Source organism: Nocardiopsis sp. NPDC006832 (genome assembly GCF_040635885.1).
Taxonomy (GTDB): domain Bacteria; phylum Actinomycetota; class Actinomycetes; order Streptosporangiales; family Streptosporangiaceae; genus Nocardiopsis.
Window position 1 is genome coordinate 66,157 of record NZ_JBEYLC010000020.1, and the last position, 18,765, is coordinate 84,921.

General features: G+C 68.0%; 13 protein-coding genes. 7 read left to right on the forward strand and 6 right to left on the reverse strand.

All coding sequences use genetic code 11. The features are described 5' to 3' along the window. Window positions 1-183: 183 nt before the first annotated feature. From murJ (ABZ717_RS12390) to ABZ717_RS12400, 3 genes are all read right to left on the reverse strand, one after another. Window positions 184-1,980, reverse strand: coding sequence for a murein biosynthesis integral membrane protein MurJ (gene murJ, locus ABZ717_RS12390; protein ID WP_358508741.1), 1,797 nt, complete (start codon window positions 1,978-1,980; stop codon window positions 184-186). Window positions 1,981-2,145: 165 nt separating this feature from the next. Beyond that, window positions 2,146-3,987 (reverse strand): murein biosynthesis integral membrane protein MurJ, encoded by a 1,842-nt coding sequence (gene murJ / locus ABZ717_RS12395; RefSeq protein ID WP_358508701.1) that lies wholly within the window; start codon window positions 3,985-3,987, stop codon window positions 2,146-2,148. 160 nt (window positions 3,988-4,147) lie between these two features. Continuing rightward, a complete protein-coding gene (locus ABZ717_RS12400) occupies window positions 4,148-6,766 on the reverse strand; it encodes a DUF6049 family protein (RefSeq protein WP_358508703.1) in 2,619 nt (872 codons plus the stop codon). Between the two features lie 310 nt (window positions 6,767-7,076). Between ABZ717_RS12400 and ABZ717_RS12405 the strand changes: the two genes are divergently transcribed. Continuing rightward, complete coding sequence (locus ABZ717_RS12405; RefSeq protein ID WP_358508705.1) at window positions 7,077-8,567, forward strand: CCA tRNA nucleotidyltransferase; 1,491 nt, start codon at window positions 7,077-7,079, stop codon at window positions 8,565-8,567. Here the strand turns inward: ABZ717_RS12405 and ABZ717_RS12410 are convergent. The 3 genes from ABZ717_RS12410 to ABZ717_RS12420 form a co-directional block, all read right to left on the reverse strand. Beyond that, window positions 8,557-9,288, reverse strand: a complete 732-nt coding sequence (locus ABZ717_RS12410; protein WP_358508707.1) for a class I SAM-dependent methyltransferase — start codon at window positions 9,286-9,288, stop codon at window positions 8,557-8,559. The two genes, ABZ717_RS12405 and ABZ717_RS12410, sit on opposite strands and share 11 nt — an antisense overlap. Before the next feature lie 120 nt (window positions 9,289-9,408). Then, window positions 9,409-10,704, reverse strand: coding sequence for an MFS transporter (locus ABZ717_RS12415; RefSeq protein ID WP_358508709.1), 1,296 nt, complete (start codon window positions 10,702-10,704; stop codon window positions 9,409-9,411). A gap of 118 nt (window positions 10,705-10,822) precedes the next feature. Next, entirely contained in the window at window positions 10,823-11,932 is a 1,110-nt protein-coding gene (locus ABZ717_RS12420) for an inositol-3-phosphate synthase (protein WP_358508711.1), read from the reverse strand. 866 nt (window positions 11,933-12,798) lie between these two features. On the opposite strand from ABZ717_RS12420, the gene ABZ717_RS12425 reads away from it, so the two are divergent. The 6 genes from ABZ717_RS12425 (at window position 12,799) to ABZ717_RS12450 (ending at window position 18,750) form a co-directional block, all read left to right on the forward strand. Further along, a complete protein-coding gene (locus tag ABZ717_RS12425) occupies window positions 12,799-15,609 on the forward strand; it encodes a transglycosylase domain-containing protein (protein ID WP_358508713.1) in 2,811 nt (936 codons plus the stop codon). A gap of 298 nt (window positions 15,610-15,907) precedes the next feature. Further along, a complete protein-coding gene (gene rpsF, locus ABZ717_RS12430; protein ID WP_067598220.1) occupies window positions 15,908-16,198 on the forward strand; it encodes a 30S ribosomal protein S6 in 291 nt (96 codons plus the stop codon). Window positions 16,199-16,310: 112 nt separating this feature from the next. Further along, window positions 16,311-16,910: a single-stranded DNA-binding protein gene (locus ABZ717_RS12435; RefSeq protein WP_358508715.1), complete on the forward strand. Its 600-nt coding sequence runs from the start codon at window positions 16,311-16,313 to the stop codon at window positions 16,908-16,910. A gap of 119 nt (window positions 16,911-17,029) precedes the next feature. Continuing rightward, on the forward strand, window positions 17,030-17,266 hold the full coding sequence (gene rpsR, locus ABZ717_RS12440) for a 30S ribosomal protein S18 (protein WP_067598213.1): 237 nt from the start codon (window positions 17,030-17,032) through the stop codon (window positions 17,264-17,266). 27 nt (window positions 17,267-17,293) lie between these two features. Then, window positions 17,294-17,740 (forward strand): 50S ribosomal protein L9, encoded by a 447-nt coding sequence (rplI, locus tag ABZ717_RS12445; protein ID WP_067598210.1) that lies wholly within the window; start codon window positions 17,294-17,296, stop codon window positions 17,738-17,740. Window positions 17,741-17,916: 176 nt separating this feature from the next. Beyond that, a complete protein-coding gene (locus ABZ717_RS12450; RefSeq protein WP_358508718.1) occupies window positions 17,917-18,750 on the forward strand; it encodes a peptidoglycan recognition family protein in 834 nt (277 codons plus the stop codon). Window positions 18,751-18,765 lie beyond the last annotated feature (15 nt).

The window sequence follows — 18,765 nt, forward strand, 5'->3', positions numbered from 1 at the left end:
GATCGGCCCTGTCTGCTGTCCCCAGCCTCCCTTCGGGCAGCTCGGATGAACGATGCTTTGGCGGTAAAGCGGTGTCTGTCCATGCTAGGACGCGTGAACAGCCTCTTTGGAGGACATTGATTACCCATCGACCTTCCTGGACGTATTCGTATCCGACTACCCAAGGTCATCCATTCCAGGTGATCAGCGGCGTCGTAGTCGTGTCTTGAGCAAATCCAGGAAGGATGTGACTTCGGACACATTGAGGAACTTGGCCGAGACCACGAACAGTACGGCACCGACCAGGCCTCCGGCCACCATCGAGGAGAGAGCCGGCCACAGATCACCGGGCAGACCATTGAAGACCACGAGCATCAGGATGCCGAAGAGGGCCGCGGGGACGGTGGCCAGGTGCAACTTGAACAAGGTGACCACGGTGCGACGCCCGTCCAGGCCGTTGAGTCGCTTGTGGAGGATGTACCACATGATCGCCGAACCCACGATGTAGTACAGGCCGTAGGGGACCGGCAACCACACCACGATGTGCTGCGGGGTCTCCGCGAACACGAACAACAGGGCGACACCGGTGATGGCGTGCGTGATCTCCGAGGGGATCGCCACCAGGGCGGGCGTACGGGTGTCGCCCAGCGCGTAGAAGACACGCATCTGTAGCTGGAACAGCGTGAACGGGATCAACATCACGCAGAAGACCATCAGGATCCGACCGATGGCCGCGGCGTCCTCGGCGCTGGTGCTGCCCTGCGCGTAGATCATCACGCAGAACGGGATGGCGAAGACGATCATCGCCACCGCGATCGGCACGATCAACACCGAGGAGAGACGGAAGCCCCGGGAGAAGTCACTGCGGACCTGGTCCTTGCGGCCGGCCGCGACGTGTTCGCTCATTCGGGGCAGCAGCGCCGTGATCACCGAGACCGCGATGATCGCGTACGGCAGCTGGAACAGCATCGAGGCGAACTTGTAGGCCGCGATGCCCGATCCGCTGTCGTAACCCAGCTCCGCCGACATCGCCCCGGCGCGCGTGGCGACGTTGGTGGAGACGAGGGCGCCCACCTGCGCGACCACGATGTACAGCATCATCCAGGAGGCGGCGCCGGCCGCCTCGCTCAGGCCCGAACCCCGCAGGTCCAGACGCGGCCGCCAGCGGAAGCCCGCCGCGAACAGCGCCCAGATCAGCACGGCGGCCTGCACGACCTGGCCCAGCGCGGTCCCCAGGCCCAGCAGCGCGATCTCGCCCTGCGTGATGGTCTCCGGGGTCCGTCCCGGGCCGGCGATGCTCAGGAACCACAGGCAGATGCCGATGATCACGACGTTGTTCAGCACCGGAGCCCACATGGGGGCGCCGAACTTGTTCCGCGCGTTCAGCATCGCGCTGGCCAGACCGCTGGCGCCGATGAAGAAGATCTGCAGCACCAGGTACCGGGCGAGGATCACCGAGACGTCGTACTGCGCCCCGCTGAACCCGCCCGCGTAGATCCTGATGAACCACTCGGCGATCAGCACCGAGACCAGGGTCAGCACGAACAGACCGAGCAGCATCAGGGTGACCAGGCGCTGTTCGGTCTTGTCGCCGCCGTCCTGGTCGAGCTTGCGTCGCTTGACCAGGAACGGCACGAACACACTGGCCAACAACCCGCCGATGAGCAGGTCGTAGATCATGTACGGGACCATGCCCGCGGTCTGATAGGCGTCGCCCAGCAGCTGGGTGCCGATCGCGGCGGCCAGGACGATGGTCCGGACGAAGCCGGTCACACGCGAGGCGATCGTGCCGACCGCCATGATCGCGGTCGACTTGGCGATGTTGCCCGGACCGGTGTGGGACGAACCACCGATCTCGTCGCCGTCCTCCATACCGGCGCGGTCCGCGGTACCCACGTCACCGATGTCGCTCGGATCCCGGAGGGTCTTCAGACCGGTCTCGGGTTCGCCCTGGGGTTCTGAACGTTCATACGCGTCGAGCACGTCCTCCGGCATCACCATCTGGCGACCGGAGCGTTGCTTCGGAGGGTCCTCGGGTCCGTTCCGGGAACCGTCGGCGTACTGACGGGGGTTGTCGCTGGACACCGTCGGGCGGTCCTTTTCTGACTGAGTGCGGCTACGGGTTCGTGCGCCGGCGGGTACGGGGCCGGAACAAGGGGACGTTCATCATCGACGCAGCCGACCGCGGATCAGTTCCACCGCGGCGCTCAGTTCGGGCACGCGCAGCACGCGCGCGGACACGAGGAAGAGCAGGGCGCCGGCGACGCAACCCACCAGGGGAGCGCCGACGTAGGTGAACAGACCGGGACCGACGTAGGCGTCGAAGAACCAGAGCACACCGAAGCCCGCCGCGATGCTGGGGATGACGGCCAGGTGCAGGCGCAACAATGTGCCAAGCACGTGCTTTCCGTCAAGTCCCCCGATACGACGACTGATCACCTGACCGGCGATGGTCAGACCGGACAGGAACGACAGCATGAAGCCCGAGGCGACACCGACCACGACCATGTTCGGCGGCAGCAGCAGGTAGGCCACCAGTGCCAGCGCGCTGTGCACGGCGAGGTTCGCGCCACCGATGAGGGCGGGGGTCTTCGTGTCGCCCATGGCGAAGAAGACGCGCAGCATCAGCTGGAAGACCGTGAACGGCACCAGACCGAGCGACATCACCGCGAGGATCTGGCCGATGGCGACCGCGTCGGCCACCGAGACCGACCCGCGCGCGAAGGCCAGGATGGACAGCGGCTCGGCGAACATCGCGACCGCGAAGGCGGTCGGCACCAGCACGAAGGCGGAGATCCTCAGGGTGCGGGAGAAGTCCGAGCGGACCGCGTCCCAGTTCCGATCGTCGGCGTGCGCACTCATGCGGGGCAGGAGAACGGTGATCAGCGAGACCGCGATGATCGCGTAGGGCAACTGGAAGAGCTGGTAGGCCAGGTTGTAGGCGCTGATGCCCGCGCCCACGTCCAGGCCCTCTTCGATGCTCGCGACGTTGGCGGCGTTGGCGATGTTGGTGGTGATCCACAGCCCGGCCTGGGTGAGCAGGGTGTAGAGCATCATCCAGCCGGCGGTTCGGAGCGCCTCGCCGAGCCCGGAGCCGCGCAGGTCGAGCCGGGGACGCCACCGGTAACCGGTGCGGGACAGGGCGATGAACAGGACCAGGGCCTGCATGGCCATGCCCGCCGCGGTGCCCGCGCCCAGCAGGGTCAGCTCGGAACCGGTGACCGTGTCGGGGGTCTTCCCGGGCCCGGCCACGAGTAGGAACAACCCGGCCACGCACATGATGATGACGTTGTTCAGCACCGGAGCCCACACGGCGGCGCCGAACTTGTTCCGGGTGTTGAGCATCGCGCTGAGCAGGCCGCTCAGACCAACGAAGAAGATCTGCGAGAGCAGGAAACGCGCCAGGTAGACGGACGCCTCGAACTGCAGCGGGGTGAACCGGGAACCGTACAGCCAGATCAGAGCCTCGGCGGCCAGGATCGCGACCGTGGTCACCACCAGCAACGCCAGCACCATCGAGGTGAACAGGCGGTCCTCGGTGGCCTTGCCACCGTCCAGGTCGTTCTTGCGTCGCTTGACCAGGAACGGGATGACCACGGAGGCCATCAGGCCACCGATGAGCAGGTCGTTCAGGATGAAGGGGATCGTGTGCGCCGTGTGGTAGGCGTCACCGAGCAGGTGGGTTCCGATGGCCGCGGCGAGCACGATGGTCCGCGCGAATCCGGTCAGTCGGGAGGCCATGGTGCCCACGGCCATGATCGCGCTGGAACGCATCATGCCGCCGGAGCCCTTCTCCGCCGCGGGCTTGTCCGCCACGGGTTCGGCGTCGGGCGCGGGGTCGCGTGGGGCGTCCATGGGCTCGGGGAACTCACCATCCTCGGAGGAGGGCGTCGAGCCCGGGTAGGGCCGGGTCGCGCTGTCGCCCGGGAGGGACCCGTCGAAGTGCTTACTGTGCCTCGGCGAGTAACGAGGGGGTTGTTCGTCGCCGTTAGGGGATTCGGTGACCACCGTGGATCAGGGTTCCTTTCATCGGAGGTATCGAGACGCGACTCCGGGGCCCGGAGCCTCGCGAGGGGTGCGGGCGTGGTGACGTGTGGACAAGGGAACAGGTCGACGGGGCGACATGTCGTCATGTCGCCCCGTCATCTCGTCGACACGGCTTCGGGCTTCACGCGCGGGTGTCGCCGTCATTCGACCGGTCCTCGCCGGGTTCGGTGTCCTCGGGGACGGACTCGCCCTCGGAGTCGGATGAGTCCTCGGAACGGGACGTGTCCTCGGGTTCGGTGTCCTTCGCGTCCTGCTCGGACCTCGCGTCCTCGCCGTCGCTCGGTTCCTCTTCATCCTCGTTGCCCGCGTCGCCCTCGTCGTCCTTGTCGCCGTCAGGGGCGCCGCCCTCGGCCGCGTCGGCCTTGGCGGCCTGTCGGCGGGCCCACTTGCGCAGTGCCCTCGGGGCCAGGGCCGCGACCAGGATCAGCAGTCCGATCCCGCTGATGAGCAGTGCCTGTGTGCCCAGACCCGTGGCGTTCACCTGGATCACGGTGTCCTGCGGGCTGATCGGCTCACCGTTGGAGTTCTGCAGGCTCACGTGGACCGCGGTGGTCCCGTTGATCCTCGCCGAGAGCGGCACGTAGACGGTCGTCTTGGCGCCCGGGGCGATCTGGAAGTCGGACGTGTAGGTGCCGATGCCGAGCCGTTCGGCGTTCTCCGAGTAGATCGACAGGTGCACGTAGACCGACTCGTCCTCCAGGTCGTTGGCGACGAGTACACCGGTGATCCCGGTGCTGCTGGCCAGGGTCACCGGTTCGCCCGGGATGACCCGCACGTCCTGCATCCGCTCCTGCACCGACTGACCGACCACCGAACGGGTCGCCCCGGCCAGGGCCTCGCGCTCACGCCAGTACACCGACTCCAGACGCACGATGGCCGGACGGAAGGGGTCGCTGTCCCCGACGAGGATGCTGTTGAACAGGCGCACGTCCCGACTCACGTCCTCGACCTCGCCGAGGTAGCCGGAGCCGAGCTCCTGTTCGGCGGCCCGGTCCGGATAACGCAGGCCCGACCGGGTCTCCTCCTGGTCGTCCTGGGAGGGCGGCTCGACCTCGTCCAGACGTTCGGGGGAGAGCCACGGTAGGTCCTCGGTGGCTTCGAGGACGCCGGACGCCAGTCCCGTGCCGGGGTCCCAACCGGCCGGGGGAGCGGCCACCACGACACGGTCGCCGCCGACGTTCTCACTCGCGATCATCGCGGTCTCCGCGGCGAACCGTTGCAAGGCCAGGGTGGACTCACCGGGGCCGTGCGAGGGCATGGACAGCACCTCGGTCAGGCCCGCGTCGGCGACCAGGGCGAACGGGTCGTCCTCGTCGTCCTCACCGGCCGGGAGGGGGGCCTGCGCGGTGGGGGTGGTGGAGAGCCAGGACGCGGTCGGCATCGCCGATTCGCGCAGGATGAATCGGTGGGCGTCGTGTGAGGCGTACAGCTGCTGGACGTTCTCGTCCATGAGACCGCGGGCCGGGAACGCGTACCTGGAGTCGGGCTCCATCGCCAGGGAACGGCGCACCGCCTCCTGGGCCAGGGTCAGGGAGGCGTCGGCGTCGACGTGCAGGTCGTTGCGCAACAGCGCGACCAGGTCGGTGTTGGCGTACGGGGTGGTCACGACGGTGTCGGCGGGCAGGATCCGCCGGGCCTCGCGCAGCCACACCTGGGCGGGGACGTCGGCGGCGCGCTGGTGGCGTTCCGGTTCGACCCCCTCGGGGACCTCCAGCAGATCCTCCAGGACGTCGTGTTCCTCCGCGGCGATGCGCAGGACGTCGTCCATGGTCCCAGGGTCGATCGCCCAGGTGATGGGGACACCCTCGGTCCGCGTGGGGGTCTCCTCCTCGTCCTCCTCGCCCCCTTCGGTCTCCTCGGGTGCGTCCGGGGCCTCCGTGGCGCCGTCCTCCGGAGACGCGCTCGCCTCGGGGGATGGGGGCTCCTCCGCGGTGGCGTCGTCCTCGGTGGGCTCCGCGCTGGGAGGCTCCTCGCCAGGGGACAGTTCGGCCGTCGGGCTCTCGGCGTCGGGTGAGGGCTCGTCCTCGGTGGGCTCCTCCTCCAGGCCGAGCTCGTCGACGAGGTCCTCGTCGCCGGGATCGAAGGACAGGGGGACCTGGGCGCCGGCGGCCAGGAGACGGCCCAGACGCCCCTCCTCGGTCACGGACGAGTGCAGGTCCTCGCTCAGGAAGGTGTCGTCGTCGGCGCGCTGTGGTTCGTCCATCAGCGGCCAGACCCAGGCCAGGTCGAGTTCGTCGACGTCGTCGTTCCCGGTGTAGGGGAGGAAGGTGTACTGAGCGCCCAACTGTTCGCCGTCGCCGTCCAGGGCCTCCACGACCATGGGGTACACGCCGTAGGAGCCCAGGTCGAGATCCTCCGCCGGGGTGCTGAGCGAGTACTCCAGGCCCTGGTCGGGCTCCAACGCGCCCTTGAACTCCTTCTCCGGTCCCTCCGCGTCCGGCTGCCAGCCGTCGCCGGTGGCGAACTCGTCCATCTCCTCGCGGGTGTTGAAGGAGTGCCGCGAGTAACGGATCCGGACGGTGACGTCCTCGATCGAGGTGTCGGTGGCGTTGGTCACCTCACCCGACACGCGTAGCGTGCTGTCCTCGTCGATGGCGTCCGGCGTGATCCGGTCCACGACGATCGGAGGCACCGACTCCTCGTTCTCAGGTTCCGCCGCGACGGGTGAGAGCGTGGCCGGGATCGGAAGCAGCGCGGCGGTCATGGCCATGACCGCGGCCGCGGAAGCAGTTCGACGCAACGCTTGACCGGTTTCCTGATTCGGGGCCAGGGGTCCGTCCCGCCGGGGCCGTGAAGTGACGGGGCGGGGACGGATCGGGGTGCCCGCGCGGCGCGCTCGGCGTGAGGCGGGGCCGGTGGCCGCAGGACGAAAGTGACGGGCCACCACTCCACCAGAAGATACCGTGTCCACCGAACCCGGGTTCTGGTGCGCCCGGTCGCCCGGCGCGTGGCGGGGACAGCATTTCATCCGGTGCGGGGTACGCGCCAGAGGCGACGCGAGCAGGTCGGCGATTCGCGGTCACCCCGCGAGGCCGCTTAATCTGCGTGGTGTGCCGAACACAGAGTTTTCGAGTGAGAACGACACCGCCCCTACCCGGCCCGTGGTGAACGAGCCGACCGGTGAGCAGCGGGCGGCGATCACCGCGTTGATCGACTCGATCCGCCCGATCCCCGAGGACCTCGGGGATCGTTTCGCCGCGCACGACCAACAACTCGCCCTCGTCGGTGGCCCGGTGCGCGACGCTCTCCTCGGGCGTGTCTCCAACGACGTGGACCTCACCACCGACGCCGTACCCCAGCAGATCCTGAAGCTGGTCGATGGCTGGGCGGACTCGGTGTGGACCGTCGGCATCGAGTTCGGCACGGTGGGTCTGCGCAAGAGGGGGCTCCAACTGGAGATCACCACCTATCGCAGCGAGGACTACTCTCCCAAGTCACGCAAGCCCGAGGTGTCCTACGGCACCGACATCCACGACGACCTGCTGCGCCGCGACTTCACGGTGAACGCGATGGCGGTGCGCCTGCCCGACGTCGAGTTCGTGGACCCCTTCGGTGGCCTGGCCGACCTGCGGGCCAAGATCCTGCGCACACCGGGGCGCCCGGAGGACTCCTTCAGCGACGACCCGCTGCGCATCATGCGAGCGGTGCGCTTCGCCGCCCAGCTCGGCTTCGAACTGGCTCCCGAGGTGGTCGAGGCCGCCCGGAACATGGCGGACCGGCTCTCCATCGTCTCCGCGGAGCGCATCCGCGACGAGCTCACCAAGCTCATGCTCAGCCCGAACCCGCGCCGGGGCATCGAACTCATGGTGGACCTGGGCATCGCCGAGTACGTGCTCCCGGAGATCCCCAAGATGCGCCTGGAGATCGACGAGCACCACCGGCACAAGGACGTCTACGAGCACTCGCTCACCGTCCTGGACCAGGCCATGGAACTGGAGCGTTCCCGTGGGCACGAACCCGACCTGGTTCTGCGCCTGGCCGCGCTGCTGCACGACATCGGCAAGCCCAAGACCCGTTCCTTCGAGGGCGGCAACCGGGTGACCTTCCACCACCACGAGGTGGTGGGCGCCTCCATGAGCCGCAAGCGACTCACCGCGCTGCGCTTCCCCAAGGACGTGATCACCCAGGTCGGCGCCCTCGTCGCGCTGCACCTTCGTTTCCACGGCTATGGCAAGGGGGAGTGGACCGACTCCGCCGTGCGCCGCTACGCCCGTGACGCCGGTGACCAGCTGGAGCGGCTGCACATCCTCACGCGCGCGGACTGCACCACCCGCAACCGGCGCAAGGCCGCGTCGCTCTCACGTTCCTACGACGACATGGAGCGACGCATCTCCGAACTCGCCGAACAGGAGGAGTTGGACAAGATCCGGCCCGACCTGGACGGCAACGAGATCCAGGAGATCCTCGACATCAAGCCCGGCCCCCTGATCGGCAAGGCGTACCGGTTCCTGCTGGAACTGCGCTTGGAGAACGGCCCCATGGCCAAGGAGGACGCCGCCGCGGAGCTGCGCTCCTGGGCGGCCGATCACCTCAAGGATTGAGACCCGGCTTGACGGCGGTGACGACCATCGCCATGCCGAAGACCCGTGCCGGGGTGCCCTCCAGGCCGTCCGAGACGGGCTGGAGGGCCCGCATTCGGCGGTCGAGCGGCGGCATGAGGTAGTCGATGGACCGCACCCGCAGGCCCGCGTCACGCAGCAGACGTCCCATCTCCTGGGTGGTGAACGCCCGCGCGTCCGACATCCGCTCGTGCAGCGGACGGATCCACGGCAGGAACGGGACGGTCAGCGCGGAACGGCGCCGTTCTCCCCACATGACCCCGTGGGTCTCGAACGGGAACCACCGGTTGGGCGTGGTGATGGAGAAGGCCCCACCGGGCTTGAGCACCCGGTGGATCTCGGCGAGACTCTCCTCCAGGTGGTCGAGGTGTTCGAGCACCTCGAACGCGGTGACCCGGTCGAAGGTGTTGGCGTCGAAGGCGAGTGCGTCGGCCGACATCTTGTGCAGGCCGATCCGGTCCTCCAGGTCGGTACCGGCCACACGCGCGGCGAAGTCTTCGAGGCGGGCGGGTTCGACGTCGACGGCGTCCACCCTCACGAACCCCTCGGCGAGTTCCACCGTGTAGGTGCCGTCCCCGCAGCCGACGTCCAGCAGTCGGTCACCACGGGTGGGGAGCTGCCGGCGTACCGCCTCGATCCTCTTGGTGACCCCGCGCGCCCCGAAGGCGCTGGAGGGGTTGCCGAGTCCGTAGCCGACGCTCATGGTCACCATCTCCTCATCGATCGGTCACTGCGGGGACACTACATTAAGTGACTCTTTGGCTACTCATGGATGAGTCGATGAGGCGACAGGTCGACGGGGAGACAACTCGACAGGTCGACTTCAGGAGGCGGAACGCTCCAAGTCGGAACGGGCCAGGCGGCGGGCCCGAACGGTCCAGGCCCAGCCCATCGCGAGGAAGGCCGACGCCATCACCGTGATCACCGGCACGCTCACCCCGGACAAGGGAACCAGCCCCGCGGCCAGTGCCGCGCCCAGTACGAACGTGGCGTTGAAGAGCACGTCGTATACGGAGAAGACCCGACCACGGAACGCGTCGTCGACATGTCGTTGAACCAACGTGTCGACGGTCACCTTCACGCCTTGGGAGACGAAACCCAGCACGAACGCGGCCACCGGGAACAGCGCGGGGGAGAAGGGCAGCGCGAACACCAGCAGAGCCACCGCCGCCGACGCCAACAGGGCGGCGATCCAGGAGCTCGCCCCGATCCGCGCGGTCGCCGACGGAGTGGCCACGGCCCCCAGGAAGAACCCGAGCGCGAGCAGCCCGGCGGACACGGAGAACCCGGCCAGACCGGCGACACCGCCCCCGGTGAAGGTGTTGTTGTACAGCAGCAGGGTCACCAGGCTGGAGACGCCGAACAGGATCCGGTGGCCGCCGATGGTGAGCAGCGCGGCGCGAGCCGGGACGCGCTCCCAGATGTGCCGGACCCCGGAGACCATGCCGTGCACCACGTTGCCGAGGGCGGCCCGAACCTCCTCCGGCTCCCTCTCCAGGTGCGGACCCAGCTCCCGGTAGCGCAGCGTGAGCGAGACCAGGGCGGTCCCGGCGAAGCCCAGCGCGGCCACGAACAGGATGATCCCGGTTCCCAAGGCCTGTTCGCCGCCGATCATCCCGATGGCGAGACCGACACCGGTCCCGAGGGAACTGGCGACGGTGCCGCAGGTGGGCGTGACGGCGTTGGCCATCATCAGCTTGTCGCGGGACACCACGTACGGCAGCCCCGCGGAGAGGCCGGAGAGGAAGAAGCGGTTGACGCTCAGCACCAGGAGCGCCGCGACGAAGAACGCGGGCCCTTCGCCGTTGGCGACCAGGAACGCGGTCACCGTGGCCAGGACCGCCTTGAACACCGAGGACAGCAACAGGACCTGACGGCGGGGCCACCGGTCGATGAGGACCCCGGCGAACGGGGCGACAACGGAGAAGGGCAGGAGCAACACGGCGAAGGCCGCGGCCACCTCTCCGGCGCCGGTGTGCTGTTCGGGGTTGAAGAAGACGAAGCCGGCCAGCCCGGCCTGGTAGATCCCGTCGGAGAACTGCGAGACCAACCGGGTACCGAACAGCCGACGGAACCGGGATCCCTGGAGGACCGCGCGCAGATCGCCGAAGAAGGACACCCGCCAAGGATAGGAGAGCCGACGGTGCCCGGGGAGGGGAGGAAGGGAGAGACGGGGGCGCCCGGGACCGCTACGGCCCCGGGCGGCGCCTCTTCCTGTTTCCTACGCGACCCGCGGGCTACTCGTCACCCGCGATACCGTGCTCGCCCGAGATACCGTGCTCACCCGAGATGAACTGTTCCACCGCGTCGTGGGCGTGGGCGTCGCTGTACTGCTCTGGCGGCGACTTCATGAAGTAGGAGGACGGAGCCAGGATCGGACCACCGATACCGCGGTCCATGGCGATCTTCGTGGCGCGGACCGCGTCGATGATGATGCCGGCCGAGTTGGGGGAGTCCCACACCTCCAGCTTGTACTCCAGGTTCAGCGGGACGTCACCGAACGCGCGCCCCTCCAACCGGATGTACGCCCACTTGCGGTCGTCCAGCCACGGCACGTGGTCCGAGGGGCCGATGTGCACCGCGCCGGCGTTGAGCTCGTGCGGGATCTGCGAGGTGACCGACTGGGTCTTGGAGATCTTCTTGGACTCCAGCCGCTCGCGCTCCAACATGTTCTTGAAGTCCATGTTGCCGCCGAAGTTCAGCTGGTAGGTGCGGTCCACGACCACGCCCCGGTCCTCGAACAGCTTGGACAGCACCCGGTGGGTGATGGTCGCGCCGATCTGGGACTTGATGTCGTCACCGACGATCGGCACCCCGGCCTTGGTGAACTTCTCGGCCCACTCGGGGTCGGAGGCGATGAACACCGGGAGGGCGTTGACGAAGCCCACTCCGGCGTCGATGGCGCACTGGGCGTAGAACTTGTCGGCCTCCTCCGATCCCACGGGGAGGTAGGAGACCAGGACGTCGGCCTTGCTCGCCTTGAGAGCGGCGACCACGTCCACGGCGTCCTCGGAAGACTCCTGGATCGTCTCGCGGTAGTACATGCCCAGACCGTCGTAGGTCGGGCCGCGCATGACGGTCACGCCGGTCGGCGGGACGTCACAGATCTTGATGGTGTTGTTCTCACTGGCGGCGATCGCGTCGGCGAGGTCGTGGCCGACCTTCTTGGCGTCCACGTCGAAGGCGGCGACGAACTCGATGTCGCGCACGTGGTACGGGCCGAACCGGACATGCATCAGGCCAGGGACCCGGGAGTCCGGGTCGGCGTCCTTGTAGTAATGCACGCCTTGGACGAGTGACGCCGCACAGTTGCCGACGCCCACGACGGCTACACGTACCGAACCCATTGGTCCTTGCTCCTTCTTCTTCGCGAACATGGATTCCACGGCGCATGGCGACGGCCCCACGCCGACGGCGGTCCGGGGGTCGTCATCCTGCGTCCGTATTCCGTATGTGGTCAGCAGCGCGCACGAAGGTTCTGTTCCCCCTCAGGGCCGTCGGTTACGAGGGCGAACTGTGCTTGTCTGGCTGGTTTGTCTGCTATGACTCTATCTTCGCTTTCGCCGTGAGAACGCATGTCACGTGGCACTCGAGGGGTCTCATGGCCCACAGCGAACAGGAGAAGGTGCCCACCATCCCGAGGAATTCGCACGGGTGATGTCACATCACGGCTCCCAACTGGGTCGATGGCCACGGTCGCGCATTTGAGTGATCGCCGTCACATGCGGGATGGTGCTCATAGTCGAGGCTGTGACCTGCGACGACGCCGCCAAACCGGCGCACGGTAACAAGTCGGGCGAAGTGCGCGATACCCTCGCGCGTGGGTTGTGCAATACCGTTCGATCGCTCTACCGTGACTCATGATTTGCGTGTGCGGCCGGTAGAACCCCCGAACCGAGCCACCGCCGCGGCGACGTTCAGATCGGCCCGAAAAGGCCGCTGAGCAGGGGATGCGCACCCGCAGGCCAACGACCAGGAGGAAGTAGCGGCCAACGTCTTCGCGACCTGTTGAAAACCCTCACCCAGGGTTGGGCGTCTCTTTATCAAGCCTTGAACGACAGGCGACAGCGGTGGAAAACCAGGCTGATCCGGCCCAGAACCACGCCGGTACACCGTGAACAGGTCGCGAATCACCGATCCCCCAGGGGGGACAGTCCCCCTTCCACCAAGGAATCGTCAGGCCGACCGGCCGTGAGAGGCAATCGAGGACCACGTGAGTACCGAACGACGACGGAGTGCCGAAGGCGGCCGTCGCCGGGCCGACGGCCCGGGCGACGGTCCGCGCGGTGACGGCGGAAGGCGTAGGGCCGACGGCCCGCCCCGGGGGGAACGTGCCGGCGGACGACGCCGCCCCGATCCCGCGGACGAAGGAGGCTTCTGGGGAGGCGACGACGACGCCGCCCCGCGTAGGCCGCGCCCGCCCGAGGCCGGATCCCGCGCCGAAGGACGTCCGCGCCCCGAGGGCGGACGCCGCCGCGCCGATGGCGGCCGACCCCAACGCCCCGAAGGCGCACGACGCCGCCGCCCCGAGGACGGCGAGCGTCCGCGCCGCCCGGAAGAGGGCAGGCGTCGCAGCCCTGAGGGCGGGGACCGCCCCCGTCGTCGCCCCGACGACCCGCGCGCCGGTGGGCGCCGCAGGACCACGTCGGGCCCTCGTGACCCCCGCGAACGCGAACACGGTTCCCGCTCCGAGGGCCGCCGCGCTCCGGGCAGAGGATCCAGAGCCGCCGGAGGCGCCGGAGGCCGTGGTGGTGGCGGTGGACGCCGACGTTCCCGCGAGGAGGAACCGGACGACCGCCACTGGTTCAAGCGCTTCATGTCCAAGGCGTGGAAGCCCGCGCTGGCCTTCTGCGGTCTGATGTTCATCGCCGGTGTGGCCACCTTCGCGGTCCTGTACTCCATGGCCCCCGACGCCAACGAGCTGGACGAGAACGCCGAGAACCAGATGTCCGCCACCCAGATCTACTGGGCCGGCGCCGGGGAGGAAGAGGAGGGCGAACTCGCCCTCACCACCGGAGACGTCCAGCGCGTCGCGGTCCAGCGCGAGGACATCCCGGCCACGGTCGTCGACGGTGTGCTCGCCGCCGAGCAGCGCACCTTCTACGAGGACCCGGGCATCAACATCATGGGTATCGGTCGCGCCCTGCTCTCCCGCGGCGAGGCCGGTGGTGGCTCGACCATCACCCAGCAGATGGCCCGCGGCTACTACAACGACCTTCAGGGCGAAGAGCCGCTGACCCGCAAGATCCGCGAGATCTTCATCTCGATCAAGCTCAGCCAGCAGGTCGAGCACGACGAGATCCTCACGATCTACCTCAACACGATCTACTTCGGCCGCGGTGCCTCCGGCATCGAGATGGCCGCGCAGGAGTACTTCGGCAAGAGCGTGGGCGAGCTCGACAGCGCCGAGGGCGCCTTCCTGGGCCTCATCATCCAGATGCCCAGCAACTTCGAGAACCCCGAAGAGGGTTCCTGGACCGAGACCTACCTCAACGACGAGCGCTGGCCCTACGTTCAGGAACAGCTGGCCCTGATGCACGAGGAGACCGGCGGAGAACGTGGTCTTCCCCGGGCCGAGGCCGAGGCCTTGGAGATCCCCGAGCGGATCGACTACAACCCCGAGGAGACGGGCGGTGACCCCAGACAGGGGTACGTCCGTCAGGCCGTGATCAACGAGGTCGAACGGCGGTACGAGGGCTCGGGCATCACCGGCGCCGACATCGCCACCAAGGGTTTGGTCATCAAGACCTCCCTGGACCAGGAACTGATGGTCGCGGCCGAGGAGGCGTTCAACGTCCTCCCCGAGAGCGCGGCCGACGACACCATGCACGGCCTCACCGCGGTGGAGCCCACCACCGGGCGGATCGTCGCGTTCAACGGTGGACCTGACGTCTCCACGGTGATCAACAACTCCCTGGTCCACCAGACCCAGGCGGGTTCGGCCTACAAGCCCTACGTGTTGGCCCGGGCCCTGTCCGACAACATCGGCCTGCGCAGCCAGTTCAACGGGGACAGCGGACGCGAGTTCCCCGGCCTGGCCAGCCCGGTGATCAACTCCGGCGAGGTCGACTACGGCAACGTGGACCTCATCCAGTCCACCGCGGACTCGGTCAACACCAGCTACGTGGAACTGGCCATCGAGGTCGGTGAGTCCCGGGTCGACGAGCTGGCGGTCGAGATGGGCGTGCACCCGGACCGGCAGACCACGTCCACCGTCGGTCCGTTGATCGCCCTGGGCACGCACCAGGTGAACTCGCTCGACATGGCCAGCGGGTACGCCACCTTCGCGGCCGAGGGGCGGCACTTCCCCGCCCACATGGTCACCGAGTTGCAGACCGCCGACGGCACGGTGCTGGAACCCGACGACGCGGAGGAGATCGAGGCCGGCAAGGAGGTCCTCAGCCAGGCGGTCGCCGCGGACGCCACCTACGCCATGCAGCAGGCGGTCCTGGAAGGCGGTGCCGGTAACGCCGCCCTGGCCGACGGCCGCCCCGTGGCGGGCAAGACCGGTACCTCCTCCGACGCCGTCTCGGCCTGGTTCGTGGGGTACACCCCGCAACTGTCGGCCGCGGTGGGTTTGAGCCGGGCCGAGGCCCAACCGCTCGACTTCGGTGCCGAGCTCGGTGACGTCTACGGTGGTACCACCTCCGCGAAGGTCTGGAAGGCCTTCATGGAGACCGCCATGGAGGGGCAGGAACACCAGCAGTTCCCCGAACCCCAGTGGGTCGGTGACGAGCTGAGTTACCTGCCCACGCCCCCTCCCAGCGAGGAGCCCAGCGAGGAGCCGAGCGAGGAGCCGAGCGAGGAGCCGAGCGAGGAGCCGAGCGAGGAGCCCAGCGAACCGGAGTGCGACCCGGCGGACCTGAACTGCGAGCCGTCCGAGCCGTCCGATGACCCGGATGAGTGCTTCTTCCCGGGCATGCCGGGTTGCGAGGAAGAGGAGACCGAGGAGCCCGGGTTCCCGGGTGAGAACGAGCAGCAGCAGGGCGGCGTCAACAACAGCCTGTTCAGGCCCAGGGAGTGATCCCGGACTGACCGGGCGGTACGCCGCCGGTTCACGGGGCCGGTGCCCGAGGGAGAACCTCGGGCACCGGCCCCGTTCGTTTCCCCGTTTCCCGGAACGTCGAGGCGATATCGGGCGCGTCCGAAGTATCCACAAGGCATCCCGGGTGGTATTCGGCTGCTGGTAACCTTGACTCCCGTATGGCTCAGAGTCCGAGTGGTGCGCCCCCGGTCCGATCGGGACGGTGAGACCCCGGGCTCCTGCCCTCCTGCCATGGAGATTCCATGGCCGCGACAGTCCAGAGGAGGAACGTACGCCTATGCGTCGTTACGAAATCATGGTCATCCTCGACCCGAACCTCGACGAGCGCACCGTCGCCCCGTCGCTGGAGAACTTCCTGAACGTCGTCCGCGAGGACGGCGGTTCGGTCGAGAAGACGGAGATCTGGGGCAAGCGTCGTCTCGCCTACGACATCGAGAAGAACTCCGAGGGCATCTACGCGGTCATCGACCTGACCGCCAAGACCGAGACGGTCAAGGAGCTCAACCGGCAGTTCGGTATCGCCGAGTCCGTGCTTCGCACCAAGGTTCTGCGTCCCGAGGTTCACTAGGCACTTCGGTGCCCGACCCCCTGTGCCCCGTTCGTTCTGTCCTAGGCGACAGGGATGATGCGGGGACCAGGCGAACCGCCTGATCCGAACTATCTCGAACCGGAGCCGATCCATGGCAGGCGAAACCCAGATCACGCTCGTCGGCAACCTCGTCGACGACCCTGAACTGCGCTTCACTAACAGTGGAGCCGCGGTCGCCAGCTTCCGTGTGGCCTCGACGCCCCGCACCTTCGACCGTCAGTCGGGGGAGTGGAAGGACGGCGAGTCCATGTTCCTCACCTGCAGTGTCTGGCGGCAGTACGCGGAGAACGTGGCGGAGACTCTTCAGCGTGGCATGCGCGTCATCGTGCAAGGCCGCCTGAAGCAGCGTTCCTACGAGACCCGCGAGGGCGAGAAGCGCACCGTCTTCGAGATCGACGTCGAAGAGGTCGGCCCGGCTCTGCGTAGCGCCACCGCGAAGGTGACGAAGACGCAGCGCCAGGGTGGCGGCGGCTTCGGCGGCGGTGGTGGCGGTGGCGGCGGTTTCGGTGGCGGCCAGCCTCAGGGCGGCGGCTACGGGAACCAGGGCGGCGGCTTCGGCGGCCCGCAGGGCGGCCAGGGCGGCCGCAGCGGTCCTCCCGCCGACGACCCGTGGGCGACCAACGGCGGCGGTGGTGGCGGCGGCTTCGGTGGTGGCGGCGGCGGAGGATTCTCCGACGAGCCCCCGTTCTAGCCCGGCCCCACGGCCCCACGTAACACCCGACACGGAGCCCGAAACGGCACCGAGTCACCCTTTCCATGTCCCAGCCCATCCCCGGGTGGACCCCGGGGCTCTTGCGAAGGAGCACCACGATGGCTAAGCCCCCAGCACGCAAGCCCAAGAAGAAGGTTTGCCTGTTCTGCCACGAGAAGCAGTCCTACATCGACTACAAGGACACCACGCTTCTCCGTAAGTTCATCTCCGAGCGCGGCAAGATCCGTGCCCGTCGGGTGACCGGCAACTGCACCCAGCACCAGCGCGACGTCGCGACCGCGATCAAGAACGCGCGCGAGGTGGCCCTGCTGCCCTACACCAGCACCGCTCGCTAGCGGCGATATCCGAGGGAGGTTTTTGTCGTGAAGCTGATTTTGACCCACGAGGTCAACGGTCTCGGAGCCCCCGGCGATGTCGTCGAGGTGAAGAACGGTTACGGACGCAACTACCTGCTCCCCCGTGGGGTCGCCATTCGGTGGACCCGTGGTGGGCAGAAGCAGATCGACCTGATCCAGCGTGCCCGCAAGGCGCGTGACATCCGCACCCTGGACGAGGCCCAGCAGGTCGCCGGCCAGGTCAACGCTCTGACCGTGCGCCTGAAGCAGCGTGCCGGCCAGGGAGGTCGTCTCTTCGGTTCGGTCACGCCCGCGGACATCGTCGAGGCCGTCAAGGCCGCCGGTGGTCCCGAGCTGGACAAGCGCCGCGTCGAGATCAAGAACCCGATCAAGTCGGTCGGTGCCCACAAGGTCCAGGTCCGCCTGCACCCTGAGGTCTCCGCCTCGATCAAGCTGGAGATCGTCGGCGCCTAGTCGTCGACCCTTTCCAGTTCTTGAACCCCGTTCCTCCTCGGAGGGGCGGGGTTCTTGCCGTCCGGCGAACACGCCCGGCCGGCGAGAACCTCCCTTTGGCTACTCTTTGTAACTTATCGTGTTCTCTGTGTTGCGTCGTGTCCCGCGACGCTCCTCACGGAGAGGACAGCATACCGATGGCCATTGAGAGACGACCCGAGAACGACCACCCGTTCGCGGTGGGCCGCAGGACGATGCTGCGCGGAACGGTTCTGGCCGCCGGGGGAGTGCTCCTCGGTGGCGCACTGGGGGTTTCCGCCGTGGGCCGGGCTTCGGCCTCCGCGACACCCAAGGTGTACACCAGGTCGAACTGGAAGGCCCGATCGCCGAAGGGATCGGTGGACATCCTGGGCAAGGGGCCGACGCACATCGTCGTCCACCACACCGCGACCGGCAACGTGTCCGACACGTCCACCAGCCACGCCGCCGCCCTGTCCCGATCCATTCAGAAGCACCACATGGACAGCAACGGCTGGATCGACACCGGTCAGCAGCTCACCATCAGCCGAGGTGGCCACATCATGGAAGGGCGCGACAAGACCCTTCAGGCCATCGGCGACGGCAAGCACGTCCTGGGCGCGCACACCGCCGACCACAACTCGCACACCATCGGGATCGAGAACGAGGGCACCTATACCTCGGCGACCCCGCCGGAGGCGCTGATGTCGGCGTTGGTGGACACCTGTACCTGGCTGTGCCTGGTGTACCGGTTGGATCCGCAGGACGCGATCGTGGGGCACCGCGACTACAACTCCACCAACTGCCCGGGGGACAAGCTCTACTCGATGCTCCCCAAGCTCCGGAACGACGTGGGGAGCCGCCTGCGGGAACAGCTCGCTCACCTGAGCCGATACGCCGGCGAGGAACTCGCCGTGGAACAGCTGCCGAGCTTCCCCGGCGCGCCGGAGGCGGAACGGACCGCCACCTTCTACCACGGCCCCACGATCGGGGACCTCGACGCGTCCTTCTGACCCGGGCCCACCCGT